The organism is Pseudomonas arsenicoxydans (genome assembly GCF_900103875.1).
Lineage (GTDB): Bacteria > Pseudomonadota > Gammaproteobacteria > Pseudomonadales > Pseudomonadaceae > Aquipseudomonas > Aquipseudomonas arsenicoxydans.
The window spans coordinates 547238-572372 of sequence record NZ_LT629705.1 but is presented as its reverse complement, the minus strand read 5'-3'; the positions used below and the strand labels follow the sequence as shown (position 1 = coordinate 572372).

Annotated in this window: 18 protein-coding genes; 9 read left to right on the top strand and 9 right to left on the bottom strand. The window is 57.1% G+C overall.

The window, feature by feature from the left end:
- The first annotated feature begins 327 nt into the window (after positions 1-327).
- The 8 genes from putP to BLQ41_RS02500 all read left to right on the top strand — a co-directional run bounded on the left by putP (position 328) and on the right by BLQ41_RS02500 (position 11972).
- The gene (putP, locus tag BLQ41_RS02540; protein WP_090176466.1) at positions 328-1812 is read left to right on the top strand and encodes a sodium/proline symporter PutP; all 1485 of its coding nucleotides are present in this window, start codon (positions 328-330) and stop codon (positions 1810-1812) included.
- Positions 1813-2085: 273 nt separating this feature from the next.
- On the top strand, positions 2086-4119 hold the full coding sequence (locus BLQ41_RS02535; protein ID WP_090176463.1) for a type VI secretion system Vgr family protein: 2034 nt from the start codon (positions 2086-2088) through the stop codon (positions 4117-4119).
- Positions 4109-4846 carry a DUF4123 domain-containing protein gene (locus tag BLQ41_RS02530; protein WP_090176459.1) on the top strand — a complete coding sequence of 246 codons (738 nt, stop codon included), beginning with the start codon at positions 4109-4111 and terminating at the stop codon, positions 4844-4846. Before BLQ41_RS02535 ends, BLQ41_RS02530 begins: the two co-directional genes overlap by 11 nt.
- Positions 4846-9498 carry an RHS repeat-associated core domain-containing protein gene (locus BLQ41_RS31285; RefSeq protein WP_090176457.1) on the top strand — a complete coding sequence of 1551 codons (4653 nt, stop codon included), beginning with the start codon at positions 4846-4848 and terminating at the stop codon, positions 9496-9498. The genes BLQ41_RS02530 and BLQ41_RS31285 overlap by 1 nt, the downstream gene beginning before the upstream one ends.
- Before the next feature lie 2 nt (positions 9499-9500).
- Positions 9501-9818 carry a hypothetical protein gene (locus BLQ41_RS02520; protein ID WP_090176454.1) on the top strand — a complete coding sequence of 106 codons (318 nt, stop codon included), beginning with the start codon at positions 9501-9503 and terminating at the stop codon, positions 9816-9818.
- Positions 9819-9938: 120 nt separating this feature from the next.
- On the top strand, positions 9939-10355 hold the full coding sequence (locus BLQ41_RS30790) for a hypothetical protein (protein ID WP_231997086.1): 417 nt from the start codon (positions 9939-9941) through the stop codon (positions 10353-10355).
- Positions 10355-10771 carry a hypothetical protein gene (locus tag BLQ41_RS02510; RefSeq protein WP_090176450.1) on the top strand — a complete coding sequence of 139 codons (417 nt, stop codon included), beginning with the start codon at positions 10355-10357 and terminating at the stop codon, positions 10769-10771. The genes BLQ41_RS30790 and BLQ41_RS02510 overlap by 1 nt, the downstream gene beginning before the upstream one ends.
- Before the next feature lie 883 nt (positions 10772-11654).
- Complete coding sequence (locus tag BLQ41_RS02500; RefSeq protein ID WP_090176444.1) at positions 11655-11972, top strand: hypothetical protein; 318 nt, start codon at positions 11655-11657, stop codon at positions 11970-11972.
- Positions 11973-12039: 67 nt separating this feature from the next.
- On the opposite strand, the gene BLQ41_RS02495 is transcribed toward BLQ41_RS02500, so the two are convergent.
- The 4 genes from BLQ41_RS02495 to BLQ41_RS02480 form a co-directional block, all read right to left on the bottom strand.
- Entirely contained in the window at positions 12040-12456 is a 417-nt protein-coding gene (locus BLQ41_RS02495) for a T6SS amidase immunity protein Tai4 family protein (protein WP_090176442.1), read from the bottom strand.
- Positions 12453-13025 (bottom strand): type VI secretion system amidase effector protein Tae4, encoded by a 573-nt coding sequence (locus BLQ41_RS02490; RefSeq protein WP_090176439.1) that lies wholly within the window; start codon positions 13023-13025, stop codon positions 12453-12455. Before BLQ41_RS02490 ends, BLQ41_RS02495 begins: the two co-directional genes overlap by 4 nt.
- Positions 13025-13672 carry a PAAR domain-containing protein gene (locus tag BLQ41_RS02485; RefSeq protein ID WP_231997085.1) on the bottom strand — a complete coding sequence of 216 codons (648 nt, stop codon included), beginning with the start codon at positions 13670-13672 and terminating at the stop codon, positions 13025-13027. The genes BLQ41_RS02490 and BLQ41_RS02485 overlap by 1 nt, the downstream gene beginning before the upstream one ends.
- 107 nt (positions 13673-13779) lie before the next feature.
- Entirely contained in the window at positions 13780-13998 is a 219-nt protein-coding gene (locus tag BLQ41_RS02480) for a hypothetical protein (protein WP_090176432.1), read from the bottom strand.
- On the opposite strand from BLQ41_RS02480, the gene BLQ41_RS02475 reads away from it, so the two are divergent.
- Positions 13997-14833: a 23S rRNA (adenine(2030)-N(6))-methyltransferase RlmJ gene (locus tag BLQ41_RS02475; protein WP_090176429.1), complete on the top strand. Its 837-nt coding sequence runs from the start codon at positions 13997-13999 to the stop codon at positions 14831-14833. The two genes, BLQ41_RS02480 and BLQ41_RS02475, sit on opposite strands and share 2 nt — an antisense overlap.
- A gap of 84 nt (positions 14834-14917) precedes the next feature.
- Here BLQ41_RS02475 and msrA read toward each other — a convergent pair whose 3' ends face one another.
- From msrA to aceE, 5 genes are all read right to left on the bottom strand, one after another.
- Positions 14918-15565, bottom strand: a complete 648-nt coding sequence (gene msrA / locus BLQ41_RS02470) for a peptide-methionine (S)-S-oxide reductase MsrA (protein ID WP_090176426.1) — start codon at positions 15563-15565, stop codon at positions 14918-14920.
- A 94-nt stretch (positions 15566-15659) separates the two neighbouring features.
- Positions 15660-18353, bottom strand: coding sequence for a sensor domain-containing phosphodiesterase (locus BLQ41_RS02465; protein ID WP_090176423.1), 2694 nt, complete (start codon positions 18351-18353; stop codon positions 15660-15662).
- 232 nt (positions 18354-18585) lie between these two features.
- Entirely contained in the window at positions 18586-19980 is a 1395-nt protein-coding gene (locus BLQ41_RS02460; RefSeq protein WP_090176421.1) for an alkaline phosphatase D family protein, read from the bottom strand.
- Between the two features lie 271 nt (positions 19981-20251).
- Entirely contained in the window at positions 20252-22219 is a 1968-nt protein-coding gene (aceF, locus tag BLQ41_RS02455) for a dihydrolipoyllysine-residue acetyltransferase (RefSeq protein WP_090176418.1), read from the bottom strand.
- Positions 22220-22230: 11 nt separating this feature from the next.
- Entirely contained in the window at positions 22231-24876 is a 2646-nt protein-coding gene (gene aceE, locus BLQ41_RS02450) for a pyruvate dehydrogenase (acetyl-transferring), homodimeric type (RefSeq protein WP_090176415.1), read from the bottom strand.
- Between the last annotated feature and the right edge of the window lie 259 nt (positions 24877-25135).

The window sequence follows — 25135 nt, the reverse complement described above, 5'->3', positions numbered from 1 at the left end:
TACGAACGTACTGCTTCTGCTTGGTGCTTTTACTTCTAGTAAAGCCTGATGACTGCGCTAAAAGGGAGCAAAAACAGGGGTTTTTCAGGTAAATCGGATTAGGTGCAACTTATTCTCGCGAAACTGGTTGCACCTTATTTGCTTTGTTGAATAGCATTCGCGCCCAAGGTGCAACCGGTCAAAAAAGACAGGTGCACCGGCTGATGGCTTTCCTGGGGAAACATCAGTCATAAATGCGCGAGGCTGGAAATCGTTTCAACAGACGTTGTCGTCTGTCGGCGTTTCACACTTCGCCGTACATAAAAACAAAGCCAGGGCATCACTCGAATGAGCGTAAGTAATCCAACCCTGATCACGTTCGTGATCTACATCGCAGCAATGGTGCTGATCGGCTTGATGGCCTATCGCTCCACCAACAACCTTTCTGACTACATTCTGGGCGGTCGCAGCCTGGGCAGCGTCGTCACGGCCTTGTCCGCCGGTGCCTCCGACATGAGTGGCTGGTTGTTGATGGGCCTGCCGGGCGCCATCTACATGTCTGGTCTGTCCGAAAGCTGGATCGCCATTGGCCTGATCATCGGTGCTTACCTGAACTGGCTGTTCGTCGCTGGCCGTCTGCGCGTGCAGACCGAGCACAACGGCGATGCCCTGACCCTGCCGGATTACTTCGCCAGCCGTTTCGAAGACAAAAGCGGCCTGCTGCGGATTATTTCTGCGGTGGTGATCCTGGTGTTCTTCACCATTTACTGCGCGTCCGGCATCGTCGCTGGCGCCCGTCTGTTTGAAAGCACCTTCGGCATGTCCTACGAGACTGCGCTGTGGGCCGGTGCTGCGGCGACGATTGCCTACACCTTCGTCGGCGGTTTCCTCGCTGTAAGCTGGACCGATACCGTACAAGCCACGCTGATGATCTTCGCGCTGTTGCTGACGCCAATCATCGTACTGCTCGCAACCGGCGGCATCGACACCACGTTCCTGGCCATCGAAGCGCAAGACCCAAGCAACTTCGACATGCTGAAAAACACCACCTTCATCGGCATCATCTCGCTGATGGGCTGGGGCCTGGGCTACTTCGGCCAGCCGCACATCCTCGCGCGTTTCATGGCGGCGGATTCGGTCAAGTCGATCGCCAACGCCCGTCGCATCTCCATGACCTGGATGATCCTGTGCCTGGGTGGCACCGTGGCAGTGGGCTTCTTCGGTATCGCTTACTTCTCGGCCAACCCGGCCGTGGCCATGCCGGTGACCGAGAACCACGAGCGTGTGTTCATCGAACTGGCGAAAATCCTCTTCAACCCATGGATCGCCGGTGTATTGCTGTCGGCCATCCTGGCTGCCGTGATGAGCACCCTGAGCTGCCAATTGCTGGTGTGCTCCAGTGCCCTGACCGAAGACTTCTACAAAACCTTCCTGCGTAAATCCGCTTCCCAGGTGGAACTGGTCTGGGTCGGCCGCGCCATGGTGCTGCTGGTTGCCCTGATCGCTATCGCGCTGGCGGCTAACCCGAGCAACCGGGTACTGGGTCTGGTCAGCTACGCTTGGGCAGGTTTCGGTGCCGCGTTTGGTCCGGTTGTGCTGATCTCCGTGATCTGGAAAGACATGACACGCAACGGCGCACTGGCCGGCATCCTGGTCGGCGCGATCACCGTGATCGTGTGGAAGCACTTCGAGCTGCTGGGTCTGTACGAAATTATCCCGGGCTTCATCTTCGCCAGCCTGGCGATCTACATCGTCAGCAAACTGGGCACGCCGACTCACGGCATGCTGCAGCGCTTCGCCGCTGCCGAGGCTGATTTCCGCCTGAACAAGTGATCGGGATGAGCTGATGCTCTGACCTTTCACCGAACATGAAAACGACCCGCTTCCTTTTGGAGGCGGGTCGTTTTTTTTGGCCTACACAAATCTCGAATCCCTATTTATCCCCTGTAGGAGTGGTTTTGAGGGAGATGTCTGTAGCAAAACGCACTCATTTCTGAGGGAAAAATCTCTAAAAAAGTAGGGCAAATCTGATTTTCCTGTCCCTCCCTCAACACCCATTGTTGCTCATGCAGAATCGCCCGCCTTCATTCTGCAGAGACACATCGGATGTTCGCTCCTGCCAATCAACCGCGTTTCACGTTGACCATCGACGGCGTCCAGAATGAGCTCAAGGTACTTGAGTTCACGGGCACGGAAGCCATTAGCCAACCCTACCGTTTTGACCTCGAACTGGTCAGCGAGCGACCGGACATCGAGCTTGAAAACCTGCTGCATCGTCAGGCGTTTCTAAGTTTTGATGCAGAAGGTTTCGATGCACAAGGTTCCGGTATTCACGGTCAGATTTTTCGGGTCGGGCAAAGCGATTCCGGGAAGCGTCTGACGGGCTACCAGGTCAGCCTCGTACCGCGACTGGCCTACCTGGGTCAGCGCATCAACCAGCGAATCTTCCAGCACAAAAACGTACCGGCGATCATCGCGCAGGTCTTCAAGGACCACGGCATCCAGCGCGATGCGTTCGAGTTTCAGCTCGGCAGCGACTACGCGCCTCGCGAATATTGCGTGCAATACGCCGAAAGCGATCTCGCGTTTATCCAGCGACTGTGTGCCGAGATCGGCATTCACTACCACTTCCAGCACAGCCCCGACGGCCACCTGCTGGTCTTCGGCGATGACCAGACGGTTTTCCCTCGTCTGCCCGAGTCAACGCTATATCTGCCGGGCAGCGGCATGGCGGCAGACGCGCCGGCCATCAAGCGCTTCAACGTGCGCCTGGAAACCCGTCCCACTGCGGTAACCCGCCGTGATTACGATTTCCAGAAGCCGCGTCTTTCCCTTGAAAACCGTGTCGACAGCGAACAGCGCCCGGTGCTGGAGGATTACCACTTTCCCGGGCAGTTCACTGACCGCGAGCATGGCAGACAGCTGACGCAACGAGCGCTGGAGCGGCATAACGCAGACTTCCGTCAGGCCGAAGGTAAGGGCGACGATTCTGCGTTGGTCAGTGGACATTTCCTGCACCTGGCCAAACACCCGCACCAGGCCTGGAATGACCTGTGGTTGATCACCGCAATCGAACACCGTGGCCGGCAGCCGCAGGTACTGGAAGAGTCAGCCACCAGCGACGACCCGGATGATTTCCAGGGTTATCGCAATACCTTTCTGGCGACGCCGTGGGACGTTTCCTTTCGCCCGCCATTGGGCCCGGACAAGCCTCGGATGCTCGGCTATCAACCTGCCGTAGTCACCGGTCCGGTCGACAGCGAAATCCATTGCGACGAGTTCGGCCGGGTCAAGGTTCAGCTTGCCTGGGACCGCGAGGGCCAACTCAATGAGCATTCCAGTTGCTGGCTGCGGGTGGCCACTGGCTGGGCCCATGACCATTACGGCAGTGTGCTGATTCCACGAGTCGGCATGGAAGTGTTGGTCGGCTTTATCGACGCCGATGCCGACAAACCGCTGGTGATGGGTTGCCTGCCGAATGCGGCAACACCGGTGCCGCTTGATCTGCCCGCCGACAAGACCCGCAGCATTTTTCGCAGCCAGAGCAGTCCCGGTGGCGGCGGTTACAACGAATTGCGCATCGAGGATCGCAAGGGCGCCGAGGAAATCTACCTGCGTGCCCAGCGAAACTGGACTCAACACGTGTTGAACGATCAACAGCTGCAGGTCGATAACGCCCGCAGCATTGTCGTCACCGGCATGGCTCGCCATGAGCTGAAGGCTGACGAGCAGCGCATTACTCATGGCCAACGCCAGACCGAAGTGAGGCTCGATGATCACTTGGTGGTGGTGGGGGATCGGCACATTCGTGTGACCAGTCAGGCACTGAATGCGAGCCAGCAATTTCATGTCAGCGCCGGCCAGCAAGTGGTCATCGACGGCGGTGCCAGCGCGACGATTCAGGCCGGCGGGCAGTGGATCAACATCGGCCCCGGCGGGATTTTCAGCAGCGTGCCGATTCAGGTGGGCGGCGCATTGATGCCGGCCATGGCGGCAGCACCTGCCTCGCCCGACACGCCATTGAAACTCGTCGCCGCCCCGGCCGCATTGCTGAGTGCCGCGCAGATCCTCAGCCTGAAAAGCGATGCGCCGTTCTGTGAGGAATGCGAGCGCTGCAAGGACGGTGTCTGTGCAGCCTGATTGCCTGTCGCCTTATGAATGGCTGGAACAGCATCCGCTGAAACCGTCGGAACAACTCTTCGCGATCTTCAGTAATGCCAGCGCGGCTGAGCCGTTCAAAGCGCGGCAGCGCTCGATTTCCGTTCAGGCATCGAGCCCGATCTGGGCTGACACCGCCTACGCCGAGTGGGAACCCGTCATGCCCTATGTCGGAATCGTCGCTGCGGGCAGTGAGTTTCTGGAATGGGTTGCCAGCACCGAGTCTCGGGATTGGGGTTGGCTGGCGGTTTCTTCTGCCTCTCAAGACGTGCTGGTCGAGCATCTGCGCAGCCTCACTCAAGTGCTTTTACCTAATGGAAACGCGGTGTTTTTTCGGTTCTGGGACGGGCGTTATTTGCTGCCGATTCTTCAGTCTGCCGAGGTTGGGGCCGCGCAGTTAATGCCTGTGATCGACCGCATTTTGATTAACGGCCAGTCGCTCGAAATCGGCGGTAGTGCGCTTAAAACTTCCAGGATTTTTCCGTGGTGGGAAGTTTCTGCATTGCTGCTTGAACACCTCGCTGACGAGTCCTCGACGACCCGCATCAACAACTTGCTGATGTGGTTGAGCGAGGACCGACCTGATCTTTATGAGGCGTTTTCGCCGAGCGTATTGCGGCACAAAGTCGCGCTCTTCTTGCAGACGCCGGACCTGCCTCAGGCACCGAAATCAGCCTTGGTGGATTACCTGATAACGGAGCTGGACTGATGGATCAGATCGTACGGATCGAGCAGGAGCTCGACGGGTTTAAAGACACGCTGGTTTTGTATCGCCAGCAACTTGGCGAATTCTTGAGCCGGAATGCGGACAAGGTCAGCCGGGCGATGGACATGCCTTCGCTGTTGGACATGGAGCGGCAGATAAAGCTTGGCGATACGACGACAGCGGTGAGTAGTCGCGACGACGATTTTTTCTCGGGTTTGGCGCGGTGTCCTGCGAACGGAATTCTGGAGATCGAGAGCAAGTTCGAATCGGTTTATGACATTCCGTTGGGGAATATTTCGGTTGATGTGATTGCCATGGATGGCGGCGAGAGCACACCGGTCAAGCTCGATGAGTACGGTAAAGGGCAGTTCGTAGGGACACCCGGCAAGTTCTACCGTGTTCATGTTCAGAGTGAAGTTACGCCGGCTCAAATTGAGGATCTGTTCTCCTCTTACGATGGCCTGACCCAAGAACTGGAAAGTTGGCTGCGCAAAGAGTGGGAAGGCTTCAAACCACAATGGTCGCATTCGACCTTTGCCGCCGCTGGTAACGGACTGCTGGCGGGAAGTTGGGCGGCGGTCATGGGAGTTTGGGACGGTTTAAGTCTCGTCTTTGACATCCTTCAAAATCCTGGCGCTCACCTTGAGCGACTAGGCAGCAGTGCGCAGCAACTTATCGAGCTGGCGAAGAAATCCCCCGCCGCGATGGAAAAAGCCTTGTTGCTTGCTAGTGATGAGGCGGCGCTTTGCCTGCTGTTTCGTGCCGCGAGTCTTTGGTTTTCGGCGTTACCGCCAAGTGAAGTTGTGGGTACCACAGCAGGGGCGGTCAGCAATGCCATTGTCTCGGTGCTGATCGATGTTTTGATTGCTTCGGCGCTGGTTTTTACGGGTGTCGGCATGCCCGTAGCCGTGGCCTATTTGAAGCTTCGTGGAATCAAGTACGGGATGGTGTTGGCCAATCTCGCGATACGTTTCGTCGAGGCCACTTTCAATATCCTCAACACCTTCATGAAGTACGTCGACCAATACAAATCGGTCGCCGCGCGCGGTGTGGCTGCGGGTCTCAAAAAGGGTCGCATGCAACTGCGTTGGGATGCCAAGCGCAACACCACCCTCAAGCAAACCGAACACCACGACAACGCCCCGGATCAAGCGAAAAACCCCAACGGCGACCCCGCCGATTCCGCCGACAAAACCGCCACCAACAAATGCCCGGTGTCGATGGTCACCGGCGAAGAACTGCTGACCCTCACCGACGGTACGCTCGACGGCCTCCTGCCGTTCGACTTCACCCGGCTCTACCGCACCAGCGCCGCCGACATCGATTGCGGCCTCGGTTTCGGCTGGAGTCATTCGTTGTCCCATCGATTGGAAATCGACGGCGACAGCGTCGTCTGGATCGATCACGAAAACCGTCGCACCACGTTCCCGCTGCCGAACAGCGCGCGCCCGGAAATACACAACAGCCTCTCGCGCGCCGCGATTTTTCTGGGTGATCAGCCTGATGAACTGATCCTCGCCCAAGCCGGCGATGAAGCGCGTTTCTATCACTTTCAGAATGGTTTTCTGACAGCGATCAGCGACGGATACGACAACCGTCTACGCATCACCCGTGACCGCCAGGACCGCATCAAACGCCTCGACAACGGCGCCGGCCGCGCCTTGCTGTTGCGCTATGAACGCGGCCATCTGATCGCAGTCGACTACCAGATTTTTGTCCCGGCCCAGACGCTCGATAAACCCTGGAAGACCGAGCAGACGCTGGTCAGTTATCGCTACGACGAGCGCGATCAACTCATCGAAGCCAGCAACGCCGCCGGCGAAAGCGAACGCTACGACTACGACGACCAGCACGTGATTCTGCAGCGGCAACTGGCCGGTGGGGCGAGTTTCTTCTGGGAGTGGGAACGGTCCGGCAAGGCGGCGCGATGTATCCGTCACTGGGCGTCGTTTTCACAGATGGACGCGCGGTATGTCTGGGATGACGACGGCAGCGTCACGGTCCACAACATCGATGGTAGCGAAGAGGTTTATGTCCACGATGATCGTGCACGGCTGGTGCGCAAGGTCGACCTGGGCGGCGGTGAACAGCTCAAGGCCTACGACGACCAGGGCCGGTTGATTGCCGAGCAGGATCCGCTCGGCGCGGTGACCGAGTACCGCTACGACGAAGTCGGACGGCTGGTGGCGCTTATTCCGCCAGAAGACGAGCCAACGTCCTACGAGTACCGCAACGGTTTCCTGCACGCACGCTATCGCGGTAAAGCGGTGTGGAAGTATCAGCGCAATGCCCAGGGCGATGTCACCGAATCGACCGATCCTGACGGGCAGGTCACCCATTACCACTACGACGACAACGGTCAGCTGCTGTCGATCCGCTACCCGGATACCAGCCGTCATGTGTTTGTCTGGAATGGCTTGGGCCAGTTGGTGGAGGAAACGCTGCCGGACGGCGGTCAGCGGCGCTTTTCCTACGATGCACTGGGTCGGCAGACTACCCGTCAGGACGAACATGGCGCGGTCACCCAGTCGCAATGGGATGCTGTTGGCCGACTGATCCAGACGATTCTTCCTACCGGCGCGAGTCGTGCCTACAGCTACAACGCCTACGGCAAGATCACCGCCGAACGCGACGAACTGGGCCGCGTCACCCGCTACGAATACCTCGACGACCTGCACCTGGTCAGCCGCCGCATCCATGCCGACGGCACCGAGCTGAAGTATCGCTACGACAATGCGCAGTTGTTGCTCACAGAAATCGAAAACGAATCCGGCGAAAAGTACCGGCTGGACTACACCCCCGGCGGATTGATCCGACAGGAAACCGGCTTCGATGGGCAGCGCACGGCGTACGCGTATGACCTCAACGGCCATCTGCTGGAGAAAACCGAATTCGGTGATGACGGCTCGCAGCTGATCACCGGGTACGAGCGGGATGCGGAAGGGCGGCTATTAGTCAAAACCCTGCCCGACGGCATCAAGGTCCAGTACCGCTATGACAGCCTCGGCCGATTGGTCAGCGTTGACGACGGCCACGACCATCCACTGGAATTCGAGTACGACCAACAGGATCGCTTGATCACTGAGCATCAGGGCTGGGGCACGTTGCGCTACGCCTACGATGCCTGCGGCCAGCTCAACCATCTGCGTCTGCCGGACGGCAGCAAGCTTGATTATCACCACGCCAAAGGTGGCGCGCTGACCGCCATCGACCTCAACGGCGCGCGGCTCACCACTCACCAATTCACCTTCGGTCGCGAACAGCGACGCCAGCAAGGTCAACTGCTTAGCGACTATGCCTACGACGATCAGGGCCGTCTGACGGCTCACGCTGTAAGTCAGCAGCACCAAGCGCTGTATCGCCGCGACTATGCCTACAGCACCAACGGCAATCTCGACAGCATCGCCGACACCCGTCACGGCCAGCGCAACTATCAATACGATCCACTCAACCGCCTGACTCGCGTCCGCCACACCCACGGCACCCCAGCGGAAAGCTTCGCCCACGACCCCGCCGGCAACCTGCTGATGCAGGACCGCCCCGGCGCCGCGAAAGTCATGGGAAATCGCCTGCTCATGCAAGGCGACCGCCACTACGACTACGACGCCTTCGGCAACCTGATCCGCGAACGCCGCGGCACCGCGCAAAAACTCGTCACCGAATACCGCTACGACGGCCAACACCGCTTGATCGGCGTCACCACCCCGGACGGTCGCACCGCCAGCTACCGCTACGACGCCTTCGGCCGCCGCATCGCCAAAACCGTCGACGGCCACACCACCGAGTTCTTCTGGCAAGGCGACCACCTCGTCGCCGAAAGCAGCCGCGAACACTACCGCAGCTACCTCTACGAACCCGGCACCTTCCGCCCCCTGGCCATGCTCGACGGCAAAGGGCCGCGCAAGGCTTGCCCGTTCTACTACCAACTCGACCACCTCGGCACACCGCAGGAACTGACCGATTTTGGTGGCGAGATCATCTGGTCAGCAAAGTACAACGCCTACGGCAAAGTCACTCGCCAGACGTTCGGCGGGGGCGAGCAACTTGAACAACCGCTACGGTTTCAGGGCCAATACTTCGACGCCGAGAGCGGCCTGCACTACAACCGGCATCGGTACTATGATCCAGAGATCGGCCGCTATCTGACGCCGGACCCGATCAAGTTGGCGGGTGGGCTGAACCAGTATCAATACACGCCGAATCCGACGGGGTGGATTGATCCGTTGGGGTTGAGCGGGAACTGCCCGCCGCCGAATAAGCCAGGGTGTGGGGCGCCGGATGATACGACTGGCGCTAAGGTTTATGAAGGTGGGCCAGCGCTGCCAAAGGCTTACACTCAATTTCCTAAAGACCCAAACGAGCTTACGGAAGTGTTAGGCGTTCAGCCCAAAATTTCACAGACTCAACATGGAAGTCAAAGAATGACGTGGCGACCTAACGCGGACACTATTATTAGATTTGAAAGTCATCCCGGAGATGCTGGGCCATTTAATGCGAGGCATCATGGTGAGCACTATCATTTGGAGCTAAAACCTAAACATTTAAGTTGGAGTCAGGCAGATAAAAAGAAGGCGGTTGTCAAAGTCAAGCCTGACGGCTATCAACTCGGTCACGGAACTGGCTTTGTTGCCGGTGAGAATCATCCAGGTATTTAAAAATGACAGGATTTCCCGTTTCAGACGGCACCATAGAAAGAATAACGTGTGAACATGAGCGCGTTTTTATAGAGTTTCTGGATTGGCAGGAAGTGCGTTGGATTATTACTTTTGAAAATGTTCTAGGTTTTAAATCTGTTGGAGCTGTGGGGGCGGAGGTGTCAGAGATGTTTGTGAAGGATGTAACCCCATTGTCGCAGGAATTGACGTTGATCGACCCTTCGGATGTCGGGATTAACTACTGCTTTACTTGCGCTCGCGAATGCAATGTTATTTTGACGATAGTAGCTAGCGGATACACGGCTGAAAAATGCGATTGAGATGCGGCTGCTAATATAACTAGGGGGAGTTTTCGCGCCTGGGCAAATAAGTTTGTTCCCTTTTTTCCTTTGCTTGCTTTTTAGTATTTTATTGTGTTTTTTATGGTCGGTTTTTGAAGCATGACGTTATTAATAGCTATTAGAAAATGGATTGCTATGGCGCAAGCTGCGTATAGGAATCGGGCAGATAGTTCGGTTTCTGCTATTCAGCAACAAACCACTAGCTGCGAACTAAATGGTGAAAACAAGAGGTGGAGAGGTGTTCCAAGTTCTAGGTTTATAAGCCATAGAGCGCAGTTGAATGCTTATAATGAAGCGATGACAAGGGAGGCTAGAAAAATGTCTCGTTTTACTGGGGAGGATAGTAAAGGAAATTTGTTAGTAAGAGTGGAGGCTGAAAATGTAGGTGAGGGATATGAGCCTAATCCTTTAGATCCAGCCAATCCGCGTTTCATTCCTCAGATGAATGCCTTTGAAATGAAATTCGACTTTGAGACGCTGCAGCCTATAGCGCTTTATCCAATAGAGAAAATCTAATGCTGATGCATCCGTATCTGAATGTTCCATATAATCCAAGCGTAGAGCATTTTCTCGGTGGGTTCGATATATATGATCGCGAGGAGAGTCTTGGGGTTGAGTTGTCGGCTTACGATCCTGAGTGTCCTTCAGATAGAGAATTTTTAATATCCCGGTTTATCGTTAAGCGCTTCGCTGCGTTGAGTTATCGGCACAAGTTTGTTTTGTTCTTTGTGTTGGGAGAGGCTCTTGATGGTGACTCGAGTGTGTTTGCTGAAATTTTGGAACATGATTCGAGGTCTCATTCCTCGCTTCCTCTTGGGTGGAATGAAATGAAAGATCCAAAGGCGTTTTTTGAGCACGTGTACGTCAAATTGTCCGAAGCGTGGGTTGATGATCTGTATAAAGCGAGTCAGGAGGACTTTTCAACTTGGTGAGGGCTAGTAAGGGCCAGGATTCAGAATAGTTAGCACTAGATTTTCCGCGATATTCCAACTCCTTGTTCAACAAATAAATCCGTACCATGTGTGTTGATGAGTGATATTTGACGGGCTCCGGCTTTGAAGATAGTGAAATCTACTCGCTTTGATGATGTCGATCACGATGTTGGATATGAGTACCGTGGTTATAACTACGACATACAGAGCGAAGAGGATGTGTTTCTTATCAGAATTTACGATGATGAACCCGGACGGGCAACGGTAGTACGTCCGACTCCGGTGTCTATAAACGGTAACCTTAGAAAGCTTGTTGAGTTCCTACAATCGGAGCTAGGAGTTTCCAAGGTCTATCTCTACAAGGGCGATTTGGGGAGCTACGCCGAGATCGATCTTGATAGCTTGGGGTTCTGCTCCGTCTGAAGTCGGTGGCAAGAGAGTGGCAGGCGTGTTTACACACTCCGGGTCAAAATAAATAAATCCGTCCCGTTTTTTTATTGCCAGCACTACGGAGTGTTTAAGTATTGTTTAAAAAGCTCGTAACTAATACGAAATTCCCGGGCAAGCTCGTCGGAAGTTTCCTTCAAGCTGTGGCGGCTTCCATGAACTGGTGGCCGATGGGTTGCAGGGATAGTCTTTGGCTGTCACCGCGTAAGTGGTGGCAGGGTGTAGGAGCCCTCTCTCATGATGCAACAGCTCTGTCGTTTGATTGCGGCACTTAACTCGTGTCCATATGATCGTTCGCGGCGGCTGTGCGCGGGACACGCTTCGGCGTGACCGAGGTTCATGAGTGCTCGGTACTCCTACTCCTGCGCATGGCTGCCACCCAAACCTGTAGGAGGGTGCGTTTGGCAGCTCATTTTCATACTCATGGAATTTACAAATGACAACGCTAACGCCAGATCCACCCTACGAAAAACCAATCCCCCACCCCAAAAACCGCTTCATGGCCCTCACCAGCAACTGTACCGACATGCCCACGCTGTTCGTCGATACCCACGCGCCGCTCGATGTTTTATACGACGCCGCCAACTATCGAATTCGCGCCGTTACGCAGGTGCTGGAGAACATGTCGATGCGCGGTTCGGTTGAATGTGAGTCGTTCATCCTGAGTGATTTCGCTTTGCTTTGCGCCATCCCATTGCGCGATGGCTGTGATGTGTTGGACGTGATTGGTCGGCGTTTGCGGGCCCGCCCCTAGTCACTGAATAAAGAGTGATCCTTCCTGTCTGATCGTAGGAAGGATCGTCCTGACTTCTTTTGATGAACTACTTTGGCAGGAATTGATCCTGAGACTGAATGAATGTGTCGAATTCCCTGGAGTTGTAAACCTCGAGGCAACCATAAAAGACCATTTTTTTATCAGAATGCTTGCTGACGGATGAGGTCTTTGCATAGGCATTACGCATGTATTTTTCGGTTTCTGCGTAAGGGTCGTGTGTGACCTCGAGGGTGTCCTCGTTTTGAATGATCAGATGCTGACCTTTGCCCATCGACGAGTAGGCGCCAATCGCAAGTCCAATGTCAGATTTGATGTCTGACTCGTCCTTGAACTGGCTGGAAATACAGTTGGCCAATCCATAATCTTTAAGCGTTTCTCGCGCCTTATCGATATTGATTTCTGCAGATAAGGCTTGCCCTGAAACGAGTAGCAGTGCCAGCACAATTAGCCGCGAGTTTGTCATCCCTTCAACTCCCAGAAGTTTATTTTTTCCAGCTTTACCCTTGGATTGTCATAGGTGTGGCTGTCTTGCCTGTGGTAGTCACTGTCGTCACCGGTAACGCTCCCGTTCCAAAGGGTTGCGTGGCCTGACGCGTCGCTCCATCCGTTGATTTCCATGACAATGACGCCCTTTTTTCCATTTATAAAATTTGAATTGGTTTGCGTCAGCGTGTGGTCGGGCTCGCCCCAGTTATGCCTAAGAAAAGCTAGAAAATCGACCACTTTCATTATGTAGGGAAGCTGGTCCGCTCCACTCAGTCGATAGATGGGCTGGTTTTGTATGATCGTGCCTTTGGGGATTTTATATCCGCCGTAATTAAAAGCTCTGCTTATCCTCAGTGCGCAGGCATTCGCATAAGCATCAGGTTTTTCCGCTCTTGCCGCTTCGACTCCGCCTCCGACAAGTCCGTAAACCTCGACTGAGCCTTTATGACCTACTTCTGCATATGCGTTCCACAGGGTGCTGAAGCGAGGCCTTTTAACCGAGATGCTGGAAGATACTCCGCCGGCATTGATAACAACTTGGGCCATTATGCTTCCCCTTCCATGTCAATGATTTCGCTTGCGAATGCATTTGGGATGATGGCTACGCCTTTGGCCCCGACTATCCCTGTCAGCGCTTTTTCGGTGGGGCCGCTAATGTTGACGGTAACCGTCTCACCGGGCAAATAACCCGAGGTTTTCACATGAATATTCAAGTCAGTGTAAAACCGGGAAATTGACTCAACGGGAACCTGCTCATCGCCATAGGACAAGGAAATATCGGTGATGGACTTGGGACTATTGAGCAGGGCAGTGATGCCTGAAAAATCTGCTTTGTTATGTTCCGCCCCGCCATATACAGATGACTGAGCGGGCATCACCTTGTTGGATTGTGGAGGGCAGCCGCAGGCAACGTAGTCACCTTCCAGGGCAACCGGCCCGGCCGGTAACGTAATGGTTCTTGGCCCGACCGCGACGATGGGGCCTTTTCCTTTGCTGCAGGCTGGGCAACTTGCCAAGTGTCCAATTGAGGAGGTGCTTACAGCGCAATCGATGTTGATACCGACATTCCCTTCCAGTACCGAGCCGCCGGTTGAGGTAGGCGCACCGATACCAATCATTTTCCGTCCCATGTAAATCTCCATTTTTACGGGCGTCAGGTCGGTCCGATCTTCGCACTCATGCGTAAGCTTCACGATGGCAGGTCTTTGGCAAAGTGTGACTTGATGTTGCTCGCCAAATGAGCGACATCAAAAAATCGCCGACTTCGGCGGCTCCGACGCGATGGACGAGGTTGCGATTGCTAGACCGAACGCTCGCTCAGCTGCGAAACCGTGACGCTCTGCGTCACATCGATGCCCGACTCGACACCGGCGGTGTAGCTGGAACGCGGAGCGTCCCTTGAGGCATTCCCACGCGGGAGCGTGGGAACGATCAGCGTGTGGAGTGGCCGCTCGGCTGTGAGGTCCTGACGTTCGGCGCCGTACAAGGTAAACTTCCCGGCCTTCGCAGGAGCAATCATGAATTATCGTCACGCCTTCCATGCCGGCAATCACGCCGATGTGTTCAAACACCTGACTTTGACCCGCATCATCGCCTTGATGTCGCGCAAGGAGCAGCCGTTTGCCTATCTCGATACTCACGCCGGCATTGGTCTGTATGACCTGCAGGGTGATCAGGCGAGCCGTACCGGTGAGTACCTGGAAGGTATTGCGCGTTTGTGGGATCAGCCGGATTTGCCGGCGTTGACCGCCGACTATATGAAGGTGCTGCACGACATGAACCCGGATGGCCAGTTGCGCTATTACCCGGGATCGCCTGAGTTGGCGCGGCGTCTGACGCGGCCGCAGGATCGGGTGATGCTCAACGAGAAGCACCCCGAGGACGGTGTGTTGCTCAAGGACAACATGGCCGGCGACCGTCGTGTGAAAGTGCATCTGGGCGAAGGCTGGCATGTGCCGCGCGCGATGTTGCCGGTGCAGGAGAAGCGGGCGGTGATGTTGATTGATCCACCGTTTGAGCAGCTTGATGAGATGCAGCGTTGCGCGGCTTCGCTGAAAGAGGCGATTGGCCGGATGCGTCAAACCGTGGCGGCGATCTGGTATCCGGTGAAGGACCAGCGTCTGTTGCGTCGTTTTTATCAGGATCTGGCCGGTACGGGCGCGCCGAAGTTGTTGCGTGTGGAGTTGCTGGTGCATCCGCTGGATACGCCGAACAGTTTGAATGGCTCCGGGTTGGCGATTGCGAATCCGCCGTGGGGCCTGGAAGAGGAATTGCGTGAGTTGCTGCCGTGGTTGTCCAAGAAGCTTGGGCAGACCCAGGGTGGGTGGCAGATGGATTGGTTGATTGCTGAGTAGCAGCGGCAAGATTCAAGCGGCAAGCTGCAAGTAAAAGCGTGAGCGCAAGGCTTTTCGCTTGGGGCTTGCCGCTTATAGCTGTCGCTAGATTGGGCAGGTCACGCCTGTACCGCCAATCCCGCAATACCCTTCCGGGTTCTTGGCCAGGTATTGCTGGTGGTACGCCTCGGCGAAGTAGACCGTCGGCGCTTCGTCGATTTCAGTGGTGATTTCGCCTTTTCCAGCCTTGGTCAGTTCGACCTGGAACACGTCCTTGCTGTGCTGGGCGGCGGCCAGTTGTGTCGGGTTGGTGGCGTAGATCACCGAGCGGTACTGGGTGCCGATGTCGTTGCCCTGGCGCATGCCCTGGGTTGGGTTGTGCAATTCCCAGAACATCTTCAGCAGTTCTTCGTAGCTGACTTTCGCTGGCTCGTAGACCACCAGGACCACTTCGCTGTGGCCGGTCAGGCCCGAGCAGACTTCTTCATACGTCGGGTTCGGGGTAAAGCCGCCGGCGTAACCCACCGCCGTGCTGACCACGCCTTCGCGCTGCCAGAACTTGCGCTCGGCGCCCCAGAAGCAACCCAGGCCGAAGATCGCAAAATCCACGTCCATCGCGAACGGGCCCAGCAACGGGGCGTCGTGGACGAAGTGTTTTTCCGGCACGGTCATTGGGGTTTCACGACCGGGCAGAGCTTGTTCTTTGGTAGGGAGCACGTTTTTGTTCACCAGAATTTCCGAGCGCAAGACCATTAGCAGTCCCCTCAGTCAGGTTGAATGTAATTGTCAGACACGCAGTTTGCCCAATGCCGGGCAGTTACGCACTACCCCTGTGGGAACACAGCTGTCAGACGAGCGGGCCGCGCGGGTAGCGCTTGAGCTTTTCGATCAGCTCGGAACCCGGGATAGGGCGGTCGAACAGGTAGCCCTGGCCGACGTCGCAGCGGTGGCGGCGCAAGAAGGCTAATTGTTCAGCGGTCTCGATGCCTTCAGCCACGACCTTGAGTTTCAGGTTGTGGGCCATGGCGATCACGGCGGAGGTGATTTCCATGTCGTCCTGGTTGTCCGGGATTTCATGGATGAAGCTTCGATCGATCTTGATGATGTCGATCGGGAATTTTTTCAGGTAACTGAGCGACGAATAACCGGTGCCGAAGTCGTCCATGGCCAGGGTCAGGCCCAGGCGCTTGAGCTGATCGAGCTGCAAGTGAGTGTCTTCGGTGGCTTCCAGCAGCAGGCCTTCGGTCAGTTCCAGCTCCAGCAGGTTCGCCGGCAGCGCTTCTTCCTTGAGGATGTTGGCAATCGATGACACCAGGTCCGGGTCTGAAAACTGCTTGGGCGACAGGTTGATCGCCACTTGCAGGTTGCCCAGGCCGGCGGCGGTCAGGTCTTTGCTCATGCGACAGGCCTGGCGGGCGATCCACTTGCCGATCGGAATGATCAACCCGGTCTCTTCGGCGACGCTGATGAACTGGTCCGGACGGATCATGCCTTTTTCCGGATGGTTCCAGCGCAGCAGCGCTTCCATGCCCAGCAAGCGGCCGCTGCGCAGGCACAGCTTGGGCTGGTAGAACACGTCCAGCTCATTCTGGGTCAGGGCGCGGCGCAGGTTGTTCTCGACGAACAGTTTGTAGCTGGCTTCGGCGTTCAGCGCTTCGGTGAACACCTGGACCTGATGTTTGCCGTTGGCCTTGGCCTTGTGCAGCGCCAGGCCGGCGTTACGCATCAGGGTCTGTGGATCGCGACCGTGCAGCGGCGCGCAGGCCAGGCCCACGGAGCCGGTGACGCTGATCAGTTGGTTGTCGACGAACATCGGCTTGTCGAGGGTCGCGAGCAATTGGTTCGCGACTTGCTGGCCCATCGAAAGGTCGGTGTTGTCCAGCAATACGGCGAATTCGTTACTGGCAAAGCGCGCCAGGCTGCCGCTCGGGCTCAGGCTGTTGCGCAGGCGTCGGGCCAGGCTGATCAACAACTTGTCGCCCGTCTGGTGGCCGAGGCTGTCGTTGATCCGCTTGAAGTTGTCGATGTCCACCAGCAACAGGCTGATCGGAGTATCGCTGTCTCGGGCGAAGCGTTCATCGAGGTTGCGGATGAATGCCGGGCGGTTGCCGAGGTTGGTCAGGTTATCCGTGTAGGCCAGGCGCTCAATGCGCTGCTGGGCGAGTTTGGTCTGGGTGATGTCTTCGTAGATGCCGATGTAATGCGTCAGCTCGCGGTTGTCGCCGTAGACCTTGGAAATCGACAACTGGCCCCAGTAGGGTTCGAGGTTTTTACGCCGGCTCTTGAACTCACCCTGCCAGCTGTTGCTCTTGGCCAGCGCCGAGGGCGCGTCGAACAGCAGCTCGCTGAGGTTTTCCAGCGCCGGCAGTTCCGACAGCCGCTGGCCGTGGACTTCTTCGGTGCTGTATTGGGTGATCGCCGTGAAACTGGGGTTTACGTATTCCACCACTCCGTCGCAATTGACCAGCAAAAAGGCGTTGGCGCTTTGCTCGACGGCACGCTGGAACAGGTGCAAGGCGCTGGTGGCGGTGCGCCGATTATGGTTGTTGATGACCTGGGCGAACTGGTCGGCCAGCTCACCGGCGAAGGCGATTTCGTCTGACTGCCAGGCGCGGGTCGCGCCGGTCTGTTCCAGGCAGAGCACGCCAACCACTTGGCCGTCGACACGGATACTGGCGTCGAGCATGGCGTTCACATCGCGCGGGCGCAGGCTTTCGGCCATGTGCCGGGTGCGCGGGTCGCGCATGGCGTTGTGCGCGTCGATGGCGCGGCTGCTGTGCAACGCCTCGAGGTAGTCCGGGAAGCCGCTGACATCGATCGGCTCGGGCAATTGATATTCCCCGGAGGCGCGGTGATAGGCCGAGATCGGTACCAGCAGCGAACCTTCGAGGTTCCACAGACTGGCGCAGTCGATTTCGTAAATATCACAGGCGCTGCGGGTGATCAGCTCGGCGGCTTCTTGCAGGGAATTGTTGGTGCTGTAGCGCTGGCGGGTCAGTAGCAGGATGAGATCTTGCTGGGCGCGCACCCGATCCAGATGCTGCAGTTGTTCCAGTTGGGCGCGCTGATTGAGTTCCAGAGCAATTTGCAGGCGCGAGTTCTGGGTTTCCAGGTCCAGCGTCGGCAGCAGTTGTCCTTCCTCGAACAATCCGTCCACGACCATCAGGTAGCCACGCAGCAGGTGTCGATTGTGTTGTCGGTAGGCTTCGCCGAGTTCGAGCAGGCTCAGGGAGCCTTTGGCGGTGTGCAGTTTGTAGCGGATCAGGTAATTGGGGCCGTCGCTGAGTTGTTGCTGAATCGCGTCATGCAGTTGATAGCGCGCTTCGGGCTCCATCAGGCTGGCGTAAGGTGAGTCGACCAGGGCACAGAGCTCCACGGCCGGTACACCAAACTGTCGTTCGCAATTGGGATCGAGGAACAGCAGCGCCCAGCTAGCTTCATTCAGCCGTTCGAAACGCAGCATGCCGAGCCGCGAGGGCACAGGCAATTGCGTCACTACCTCGGCCACCATACGGCTGGCGGCATCGGGTTGGCTTTTCATTGAGGGAAACTCGCTTCGAATGTGCTGATCGCGCCGGGCTCTCGCCCTCTTAACTGTTGCCTACGGCAAGGTTGCATCATTGCGACACTGACTGACAAGAGACATGAAGGCCAAGTGCTATAAGAATATGTCGGCCGCGGTGTGGATTTCTCCAGCCAGTGACCGAAAGTAATGCTTTTGCGCAAAAAATCGCAGCCACAGGCGTCGTCCTGGGCTGCGATTTTTTTTGCGGTTAACGCAAAGGAATCGTGACCGATTGCAGTGGCTTGCCATCGCGGTCGTGATAATTGACCCGTATCTGCGCCTGATCAACGATCAGGTGGGCAAAGTTATCCTGGCTGATCACGTCGCTGGTCAGTTGATGCCGATAGTCTCCGGCCGCGGTTTGCGCCAGAGGCTGATCAAGCATGAAGGTCGACGCCTTGGCATACGGCAGCAGTTTGCTGTTGCACAGCGGCGACGACACAATGGTGTGCACTTCGAAGTCTGGATCCTCGCTGTGGGTCAGGCGACTGGTGAGGGAGCCATGGACATCGCCGGAAATGAACAGGACGTTCTTGATACGGCGTGTACGAATCGTTTCCAGTAGCCGTAGCCGTTGTTCCGGAAACGCTTTCCAGGCATCGTCGCCTTGCGATTTGCGGTCGGGGTAGAACATCACGCTGGTGACCACGCATTTGACCCTGGCCGGGCTGTGGATCAGCCATTTGCACAGCGCCTGTTCCTGCTCTTCATCGAGTATCCGTCGATCATCAGCCGACAGATTGCGTCGGGTGCGGCTGTCAGTGATAAACCATTCGATGTCACCTTCGGTGAACTGATACCAATACTGTTCCAGTTTTTTACTGGGTTGTCCGCTGGGCAGAAGTTCATGTGCCGGGCTGTGGCTGGCTTGATAAAGCTCATAGGCGGCCATGGCATTTTTATATAAATAGTCGTCTGCCTTGCTTTTGTTGGCGGGCCAGTTGTCTTCTATTTCATGGTCGTCGAGGATCATGTAAGTCGGCGTGCCGGACATCAACTTTGCGATATGAGGCTGAGAAAAAGCAGCGCGATACTTACTGAGAATTTCCTTGTACTCGCGGTCGGGCGCAATAACGTTCAAGTCATCGACGTAGATTTGGTCGCCGGTCATCAGCATGGCGCTGATGGGTGGTTCGGCCTGCTGCGCAAGCTGGGCGATCGAAGCAAAAATCCGGTCGCCCAGATGTGGTGCCGACGGCAGGCCTGCGGTCATTCTCAGGTAGCGACACGAGCCGACGATATAAGCCCGCGGCGTCGTGGTTTTGCTGGAGTGTGTACGAAAACGATACGTCTCCCGAGGCCATTGCAGCGGTAACTCCTGGACCGTTTCCACGGTGTGCACCGGGCTCATGGGGCTGAACCATCCGGCTTGATATTCGTACTCGGTGTCGGTGGCCAGATCATTGAGTGCGATCACATCGGACATGTCGCGCAGGAGGGACAGTTTGACAAAAACACCTTGTGACCAACGCACTTCGCCTTCGCGCCGGTAGCGGATGCCTGCAAAGACCAGTGACTCATTTTGATGTTCGCCGCGCAGAAAAACACGCACGTGATTAGTTGTGGTGTGGCCAATAATGGGGCCAACAGTTGGTTTGAACATGTTCGAATCCATTCGAAATAACGCTAACTAAGTGAAGGAAAATCTCAGGGTTTATTAGAAGTTCCTGTTTAACTAAGCCTAGTTACTGAGCGAAGAAAAATATCGCGCGAAAGTGGACCTGAGTTGTGGGTAGCGTCAGCTGGGTTTGTAGGAAGATGCTTTATTTCAGGCAAAAAAAAGCCCCGCCAAATTGGCGGGGTTGAGGTACGAGCGTGGCGCTCGGAAAACGTGGAACGCGAACGGCCCTCCGATGAAGGAGGGCCAGTCGTTGTTACAGCAGGATGGTGCGGATGTCCGCCAGCAGGCTGCTCAGACGCTGGGTGAAGCGTGCAGCAGCGGCGCCGTTGATCACACGGTGATCGTAGGACAACGACAGCGGCAGCATCAGTTTCGGCTGGAAGGCTTTGCCGTCCCAGACTGGCTGGATGGTTGCCTTGGAGACACCGAGAATCGCCACTTCCGGCGCGTTGACGATCGGCGTGAAGCCGGTGCCGCCAATGTGGCCGAGGCTGGAAATGGTGAAGCAGGCGCCTTGCATGTCGTCAGCGGTGAGCTTTTTGTCGCGGGCCTTGGCAGCCAGTGCGGCGGCTTCGGCAGCCAGTTGCAACAGGCTCTTCTGGTCGACGTTCTTGATGACCGGTACCAGCAGGCCTTCAGGGGTGTCGACGGCGAAGCCGATGTTGACGTACTTCTTGCGAATGATCGCTTTGCCGCTTGGTGCCAGCGAACTGTTGAAGTCCGGCAGTTCCTTGAGCAGGTGCGCGCAGGATTTAAGCAGCAGCGGCAGGATGGTCAGCTTGACGCCAGCCTTCTCTGCAACGGCTTTCTGAGCAATACGGAACGCTTCCAGCTCGGTGATATCAGCCGAGTCGAACTGAGTCACGTGCGGAATGTTCAGCCAGCTGCGATGCAGGCTCGACGCGCCGATTTGCATCAGGCGAGTCATCGGCACTTCTTCGGTTTCACCGAAGCGGCTGAAGTCCACGACCGGAATCGGCGGGATGCCCGCGCCGCCGGTTGCGCCAGCAGCGGCTGCCGGTGCTTCCTTGGCCTTCTGCATCATGGCTTTGACGTAAACCTGCACGTCTTCCTTCAGGATGCGACCGTGTGGACCACTGGCGCCGACTGCGCTCAGCTCGACACCGAATTCACGGGCCAGTTGGCGTACAGCCGGGCCTGCGTGAACCTTGGCGCCCGGCTTGGCCGGTGCAGCCGCCGGTGCGGCAGGCGCAGCGGCAGCAGGAGCCGCTTCAGCCTTGGCCGCCGCAGGAGCAGCAGGCGCGGCGGCTGGTGCCGGAGCCGCTGCCGGAGCAGCGCCTTTGACTTTCAGCTTGAGGATCAGGTCGCCGGTACCGACTTCGTCGTCCAGCTTGACGGAAACGCTTTCCACCACGCCAGCGGCTGGCGATGGAATTTCCATGCTCGCCTTGTCGGATTCCAGGGTGATCAGCGACTGGTCGGCTTCAACGGTGTCGCCGGCCTTGACCAGGACTTCGATGATCTTGGCCTTGCCCGACGAACCGATGTCCGGGACGTGAATGTCCTGAACGCTGTCCGCAACCGGTGCAGCCGGGGCCGCAGCGGCAGGTGCCGGAGCAGCGGCGGCCGGTGCAGCTGCCTGAGCTGGAGCGGCCGCAGCCGGTGCCGCAGCACCCGCCACTTCCAGGTCCAGAATCAGGTCGCCAGTGCCGACTTCGTCGTTGAGCTTGACGCTGATGGCCTTGACCACGCCAGCGGCAGGCGATGGGATTTCCATGCTCGCCTTGTCGGATTCCAGGGTGATCAGCGACTGATCAGCTGCGACGGTGTCGCCGACCTTGACCTGAATCTCGATGATCTGGGCCTTGCCCGACGAACCGATGTCCGGCACATGCACTTGCTGAACCGAAGCGGCAGCCGGTGCGGCAGCTGGGGCAGGCGCGGCGGCAGCGGCAGGCGCAGCAGCAGGTGCAGCTTCAGCCTTGGCAGCCGGCGCAGCGGCAGCCGCCGGGGCCGCAGCAGCGGCACCTTCGACTTCCAGCTCCAGCAGTTCGTCGCCTTCTTTCAGGCGATCGCCCAGCTTCACTTTCAGGCTCTTGATGATGCCGGCCTTTGGCGCAGGCACTTCCATGCTCGCCTTGTCCGACTCAAGTGTCAGGATGCTCTGATCGGCTTCGATACGGTCGCCGACCTTCACAAACAGTTCAATTACTTCACCTTCACCGCTGCCGATGTCAGGTACGCGAATGAGTTCGCTCACAGAGTGTCTCCTCAGCAGTCCAGTGGGTTGCGTTTTTCCGGGTTGATACCGAACTTGACGATGGCTTCAGCCACCACCTTAGGTTCGATGTCACCACGGTCAGCCAAGGCTTCCAGGGCTGCCAACACCACGAAATGACGGTCGACTTCGAAGAAGTGACGCAGCTTCTTGCGGCTGTCACTGCGGCCGAAACCATCGGTGCCCAGGACTTTGAATTCCTTGGACGGGACCCACTGACGAATTTGTTCAGCGAACAGCTTCATGTAGTCGGTAGAGGCGATGACCGGACCTTTACGGCCGTTCAGGCACTCTTCGACGTAGCTCAGCTTAGGCTTCTGGCCAGGGTGCAGACGGTTGGTACGCTCAACGGCCAGGCCATCGCGACGCAGTTCGTTGAAGCTGGTAACGCTCCACACATCGGCGCCGACGTTGAACTGTTCACGCAGGATTTTCGCCGCTTCGCGGACTTCACGCAGGATGGTGCCGGAGCCCATCAGCTGAACGTGGTGCGCCGCTTCGCGGGTGTCTTCCTCGAGCAGGTACATGCCCTTGATGATGCCTTCCTCGACACCGGCCGGCATGGCTGGCTGCTGGTAGGACTCGTTCATCACGGTGATGTAGTAGAAAACGTCCTGCTGCTCTTCGGTCATCTTCTTCATGCCGTCCTGGATGATCACCGCCAGCTCGTAGCCGTAGGTTGGATCAAAGGTGCGGCAGTTCGGGATGGTGGCAGCCAGGATGTGGCTGTGACCGTCTTCGTGTTGCAGGCCTTCGCCGTTCAGCGTGGTCCGGCCGGCGGTGCCGCCGATCAGGAAGCCACGGGTACGGCTGTCGCCAGCGGCCCAGGCGAGGTCGCCGATACGCTGGAAGCCGAACATCGAGTAGAAGATGTAGAACGGCAGCATTGGCTGGTTGTGGCTGGAGTACGAAGTACCGGCAGCGATGAAGGAGCTCATGGCGCCCGCTTCGTTGATGCCTTCTTCGAGGATCTGGCCCTTCTTGTCTTCCTTGTAGAACATCACCTGGTCTTTATCGACTGGCTCGTAGAGCTGGCCGACGGACGAGTAGATGCCCAACTGACGGAACATGCCTTCCATACCGAAGGTACGGGCTTCGTCCGGGATGATCGGGACGATGCGCGGGCCGATTTCCTTGTCCTTGACCAGCTGCGCCAGGATGCGCACGAAGGCCATGGTGGTGGAGATTTCACGGTCGCCCGAACCATCAAGAATGGCCTTGAGGGTATCCAGCGATGGCGTCGGCACGCTGAAGCTCTGCGCGCGGCGCTGTGGCACGAAACCGCCCAGTGCAGTGCGGCGCTCGCTCAGGTAACGGGCTTCGGCGCTGTTTGGCTCCGGCTTGAAGAACGGCAGGTTTTCCAGCTCTTCGTCACGCACAGGAATGTCGAAACGATCGCGGAACAGCTTCAGGCTTTCAACATCCACTTTCTTGGTGTTGTGCGCAGTGTTCTTCGCTTCGCCGGCACCGGTGCCATAACCTTTGATGGTCTTGGCCAGGATGACGGTCGGTTGTTCTTTGTGGTTGACCGCTTCGTGGTACGCCGCGTAGACCTTGTACGGGTCGTGGCCGCCACGGTTGAGTTTCCAGATCTCGTCGTCGGACAAGTCTGCAACCATCGCCTTGAGTTCTGGCGAGTTGAAGAAGTGTTCACGCACGAACGCGCCGTCTTTGGCTTTGTAGTTCTGGTACTCGCCGTCGATGACTTCGTCCATGCGGCGTTGCAGGATGCCGTCGACGTCTTTGGCCAGCAGTGGGTCCCAGAAACGGCCCCAGATGACTTTGGTCACGTTCCATTGCGCACCGCGGAACACGCCTTCGAGTTCCTGGATGATCTTGCCGTTGCCGCGAACCGGGCCGTCGAGGCGCTGCAGGTTGCAGTTGATGACGAAGATCAGGTTGTCGAGCTTCTCGCGGCCAGCCAGCGAGATTGCGCCCAGGGATTCCGGCTCGTCGCACTCGCCGTCGCCCAGGAAGCACCAGACTTTCTGCTTGCCTTCAGGAATGAAGCCACGGGCTTCCAGGTACTTCATGAAGCGTGCCTGGTAGATCGCCTGGATCGGGCCCAGACCCATGGATACAGTCGGGAACTGCCAGAAATCAGGCATCAGCCAAGGGTGCGGATAGGACGACAGGCCCTGACCGTCCACTTCCTGGCGGAAGTTGTTCATCTGGTCTTCGGAGATGCGGCCTTCCATGAACGCACGGGCGTAAACGCCTGGCGAGGTGTGACCCTGGAAGTAGATCAGGTCGCCGCCGTGTTCGTCGGTCGGGGCCTGGAAGAAATAGTTGAAGCCGATGTCATACAGCGTGGCGCTGGAGGCGAAGCTGGAGATGTGACCGCCCAGGTCCGAATCTTTCAGGTTCGTACGCATCACCATGGCCATCGCGTTCCAGCGTACCAACGAGCGAATGCGGCGTTCCATGAACAGGTCGCCAGGCATGCGTGCTTCGTGGGTAACAGGGATGGTGTTGCGGTATGGCGTGGTGATGGCGTAAGGCAGCTGCGAGCCACTGCGGGTCGCCAGTTCGCCCATACGGGTCATCAGATAGTGAGCGCGGTCTTCGCCTTCTTTGTCGAGAACCGATTCCAGGGCGTCCAACCATTCCTGGGTTTCGACGGGATCGAGGTCTTGCATGGCTTGCTCCAGGGCGGAAAGGCTTCCAGAATCGGTTGCCTGAGTTTGCGACTGGCCTTGTGGGCAGACGATATAAATTCTTGGATTGCCGAGAGGTTGTTCCGGCGGCGTGTAGTTTTACTACAAATCATCGGGCATTTCAGCCTTTCGAATGTATATACGAGTAGTAAAACTACAGATGAGCGGCTTGTGGCCTCCAGCTGCGTTGTGAGAATAATCGTTAAGGTTGGTCTTTTGCCAACCGAAAAAGGTGAAAGCT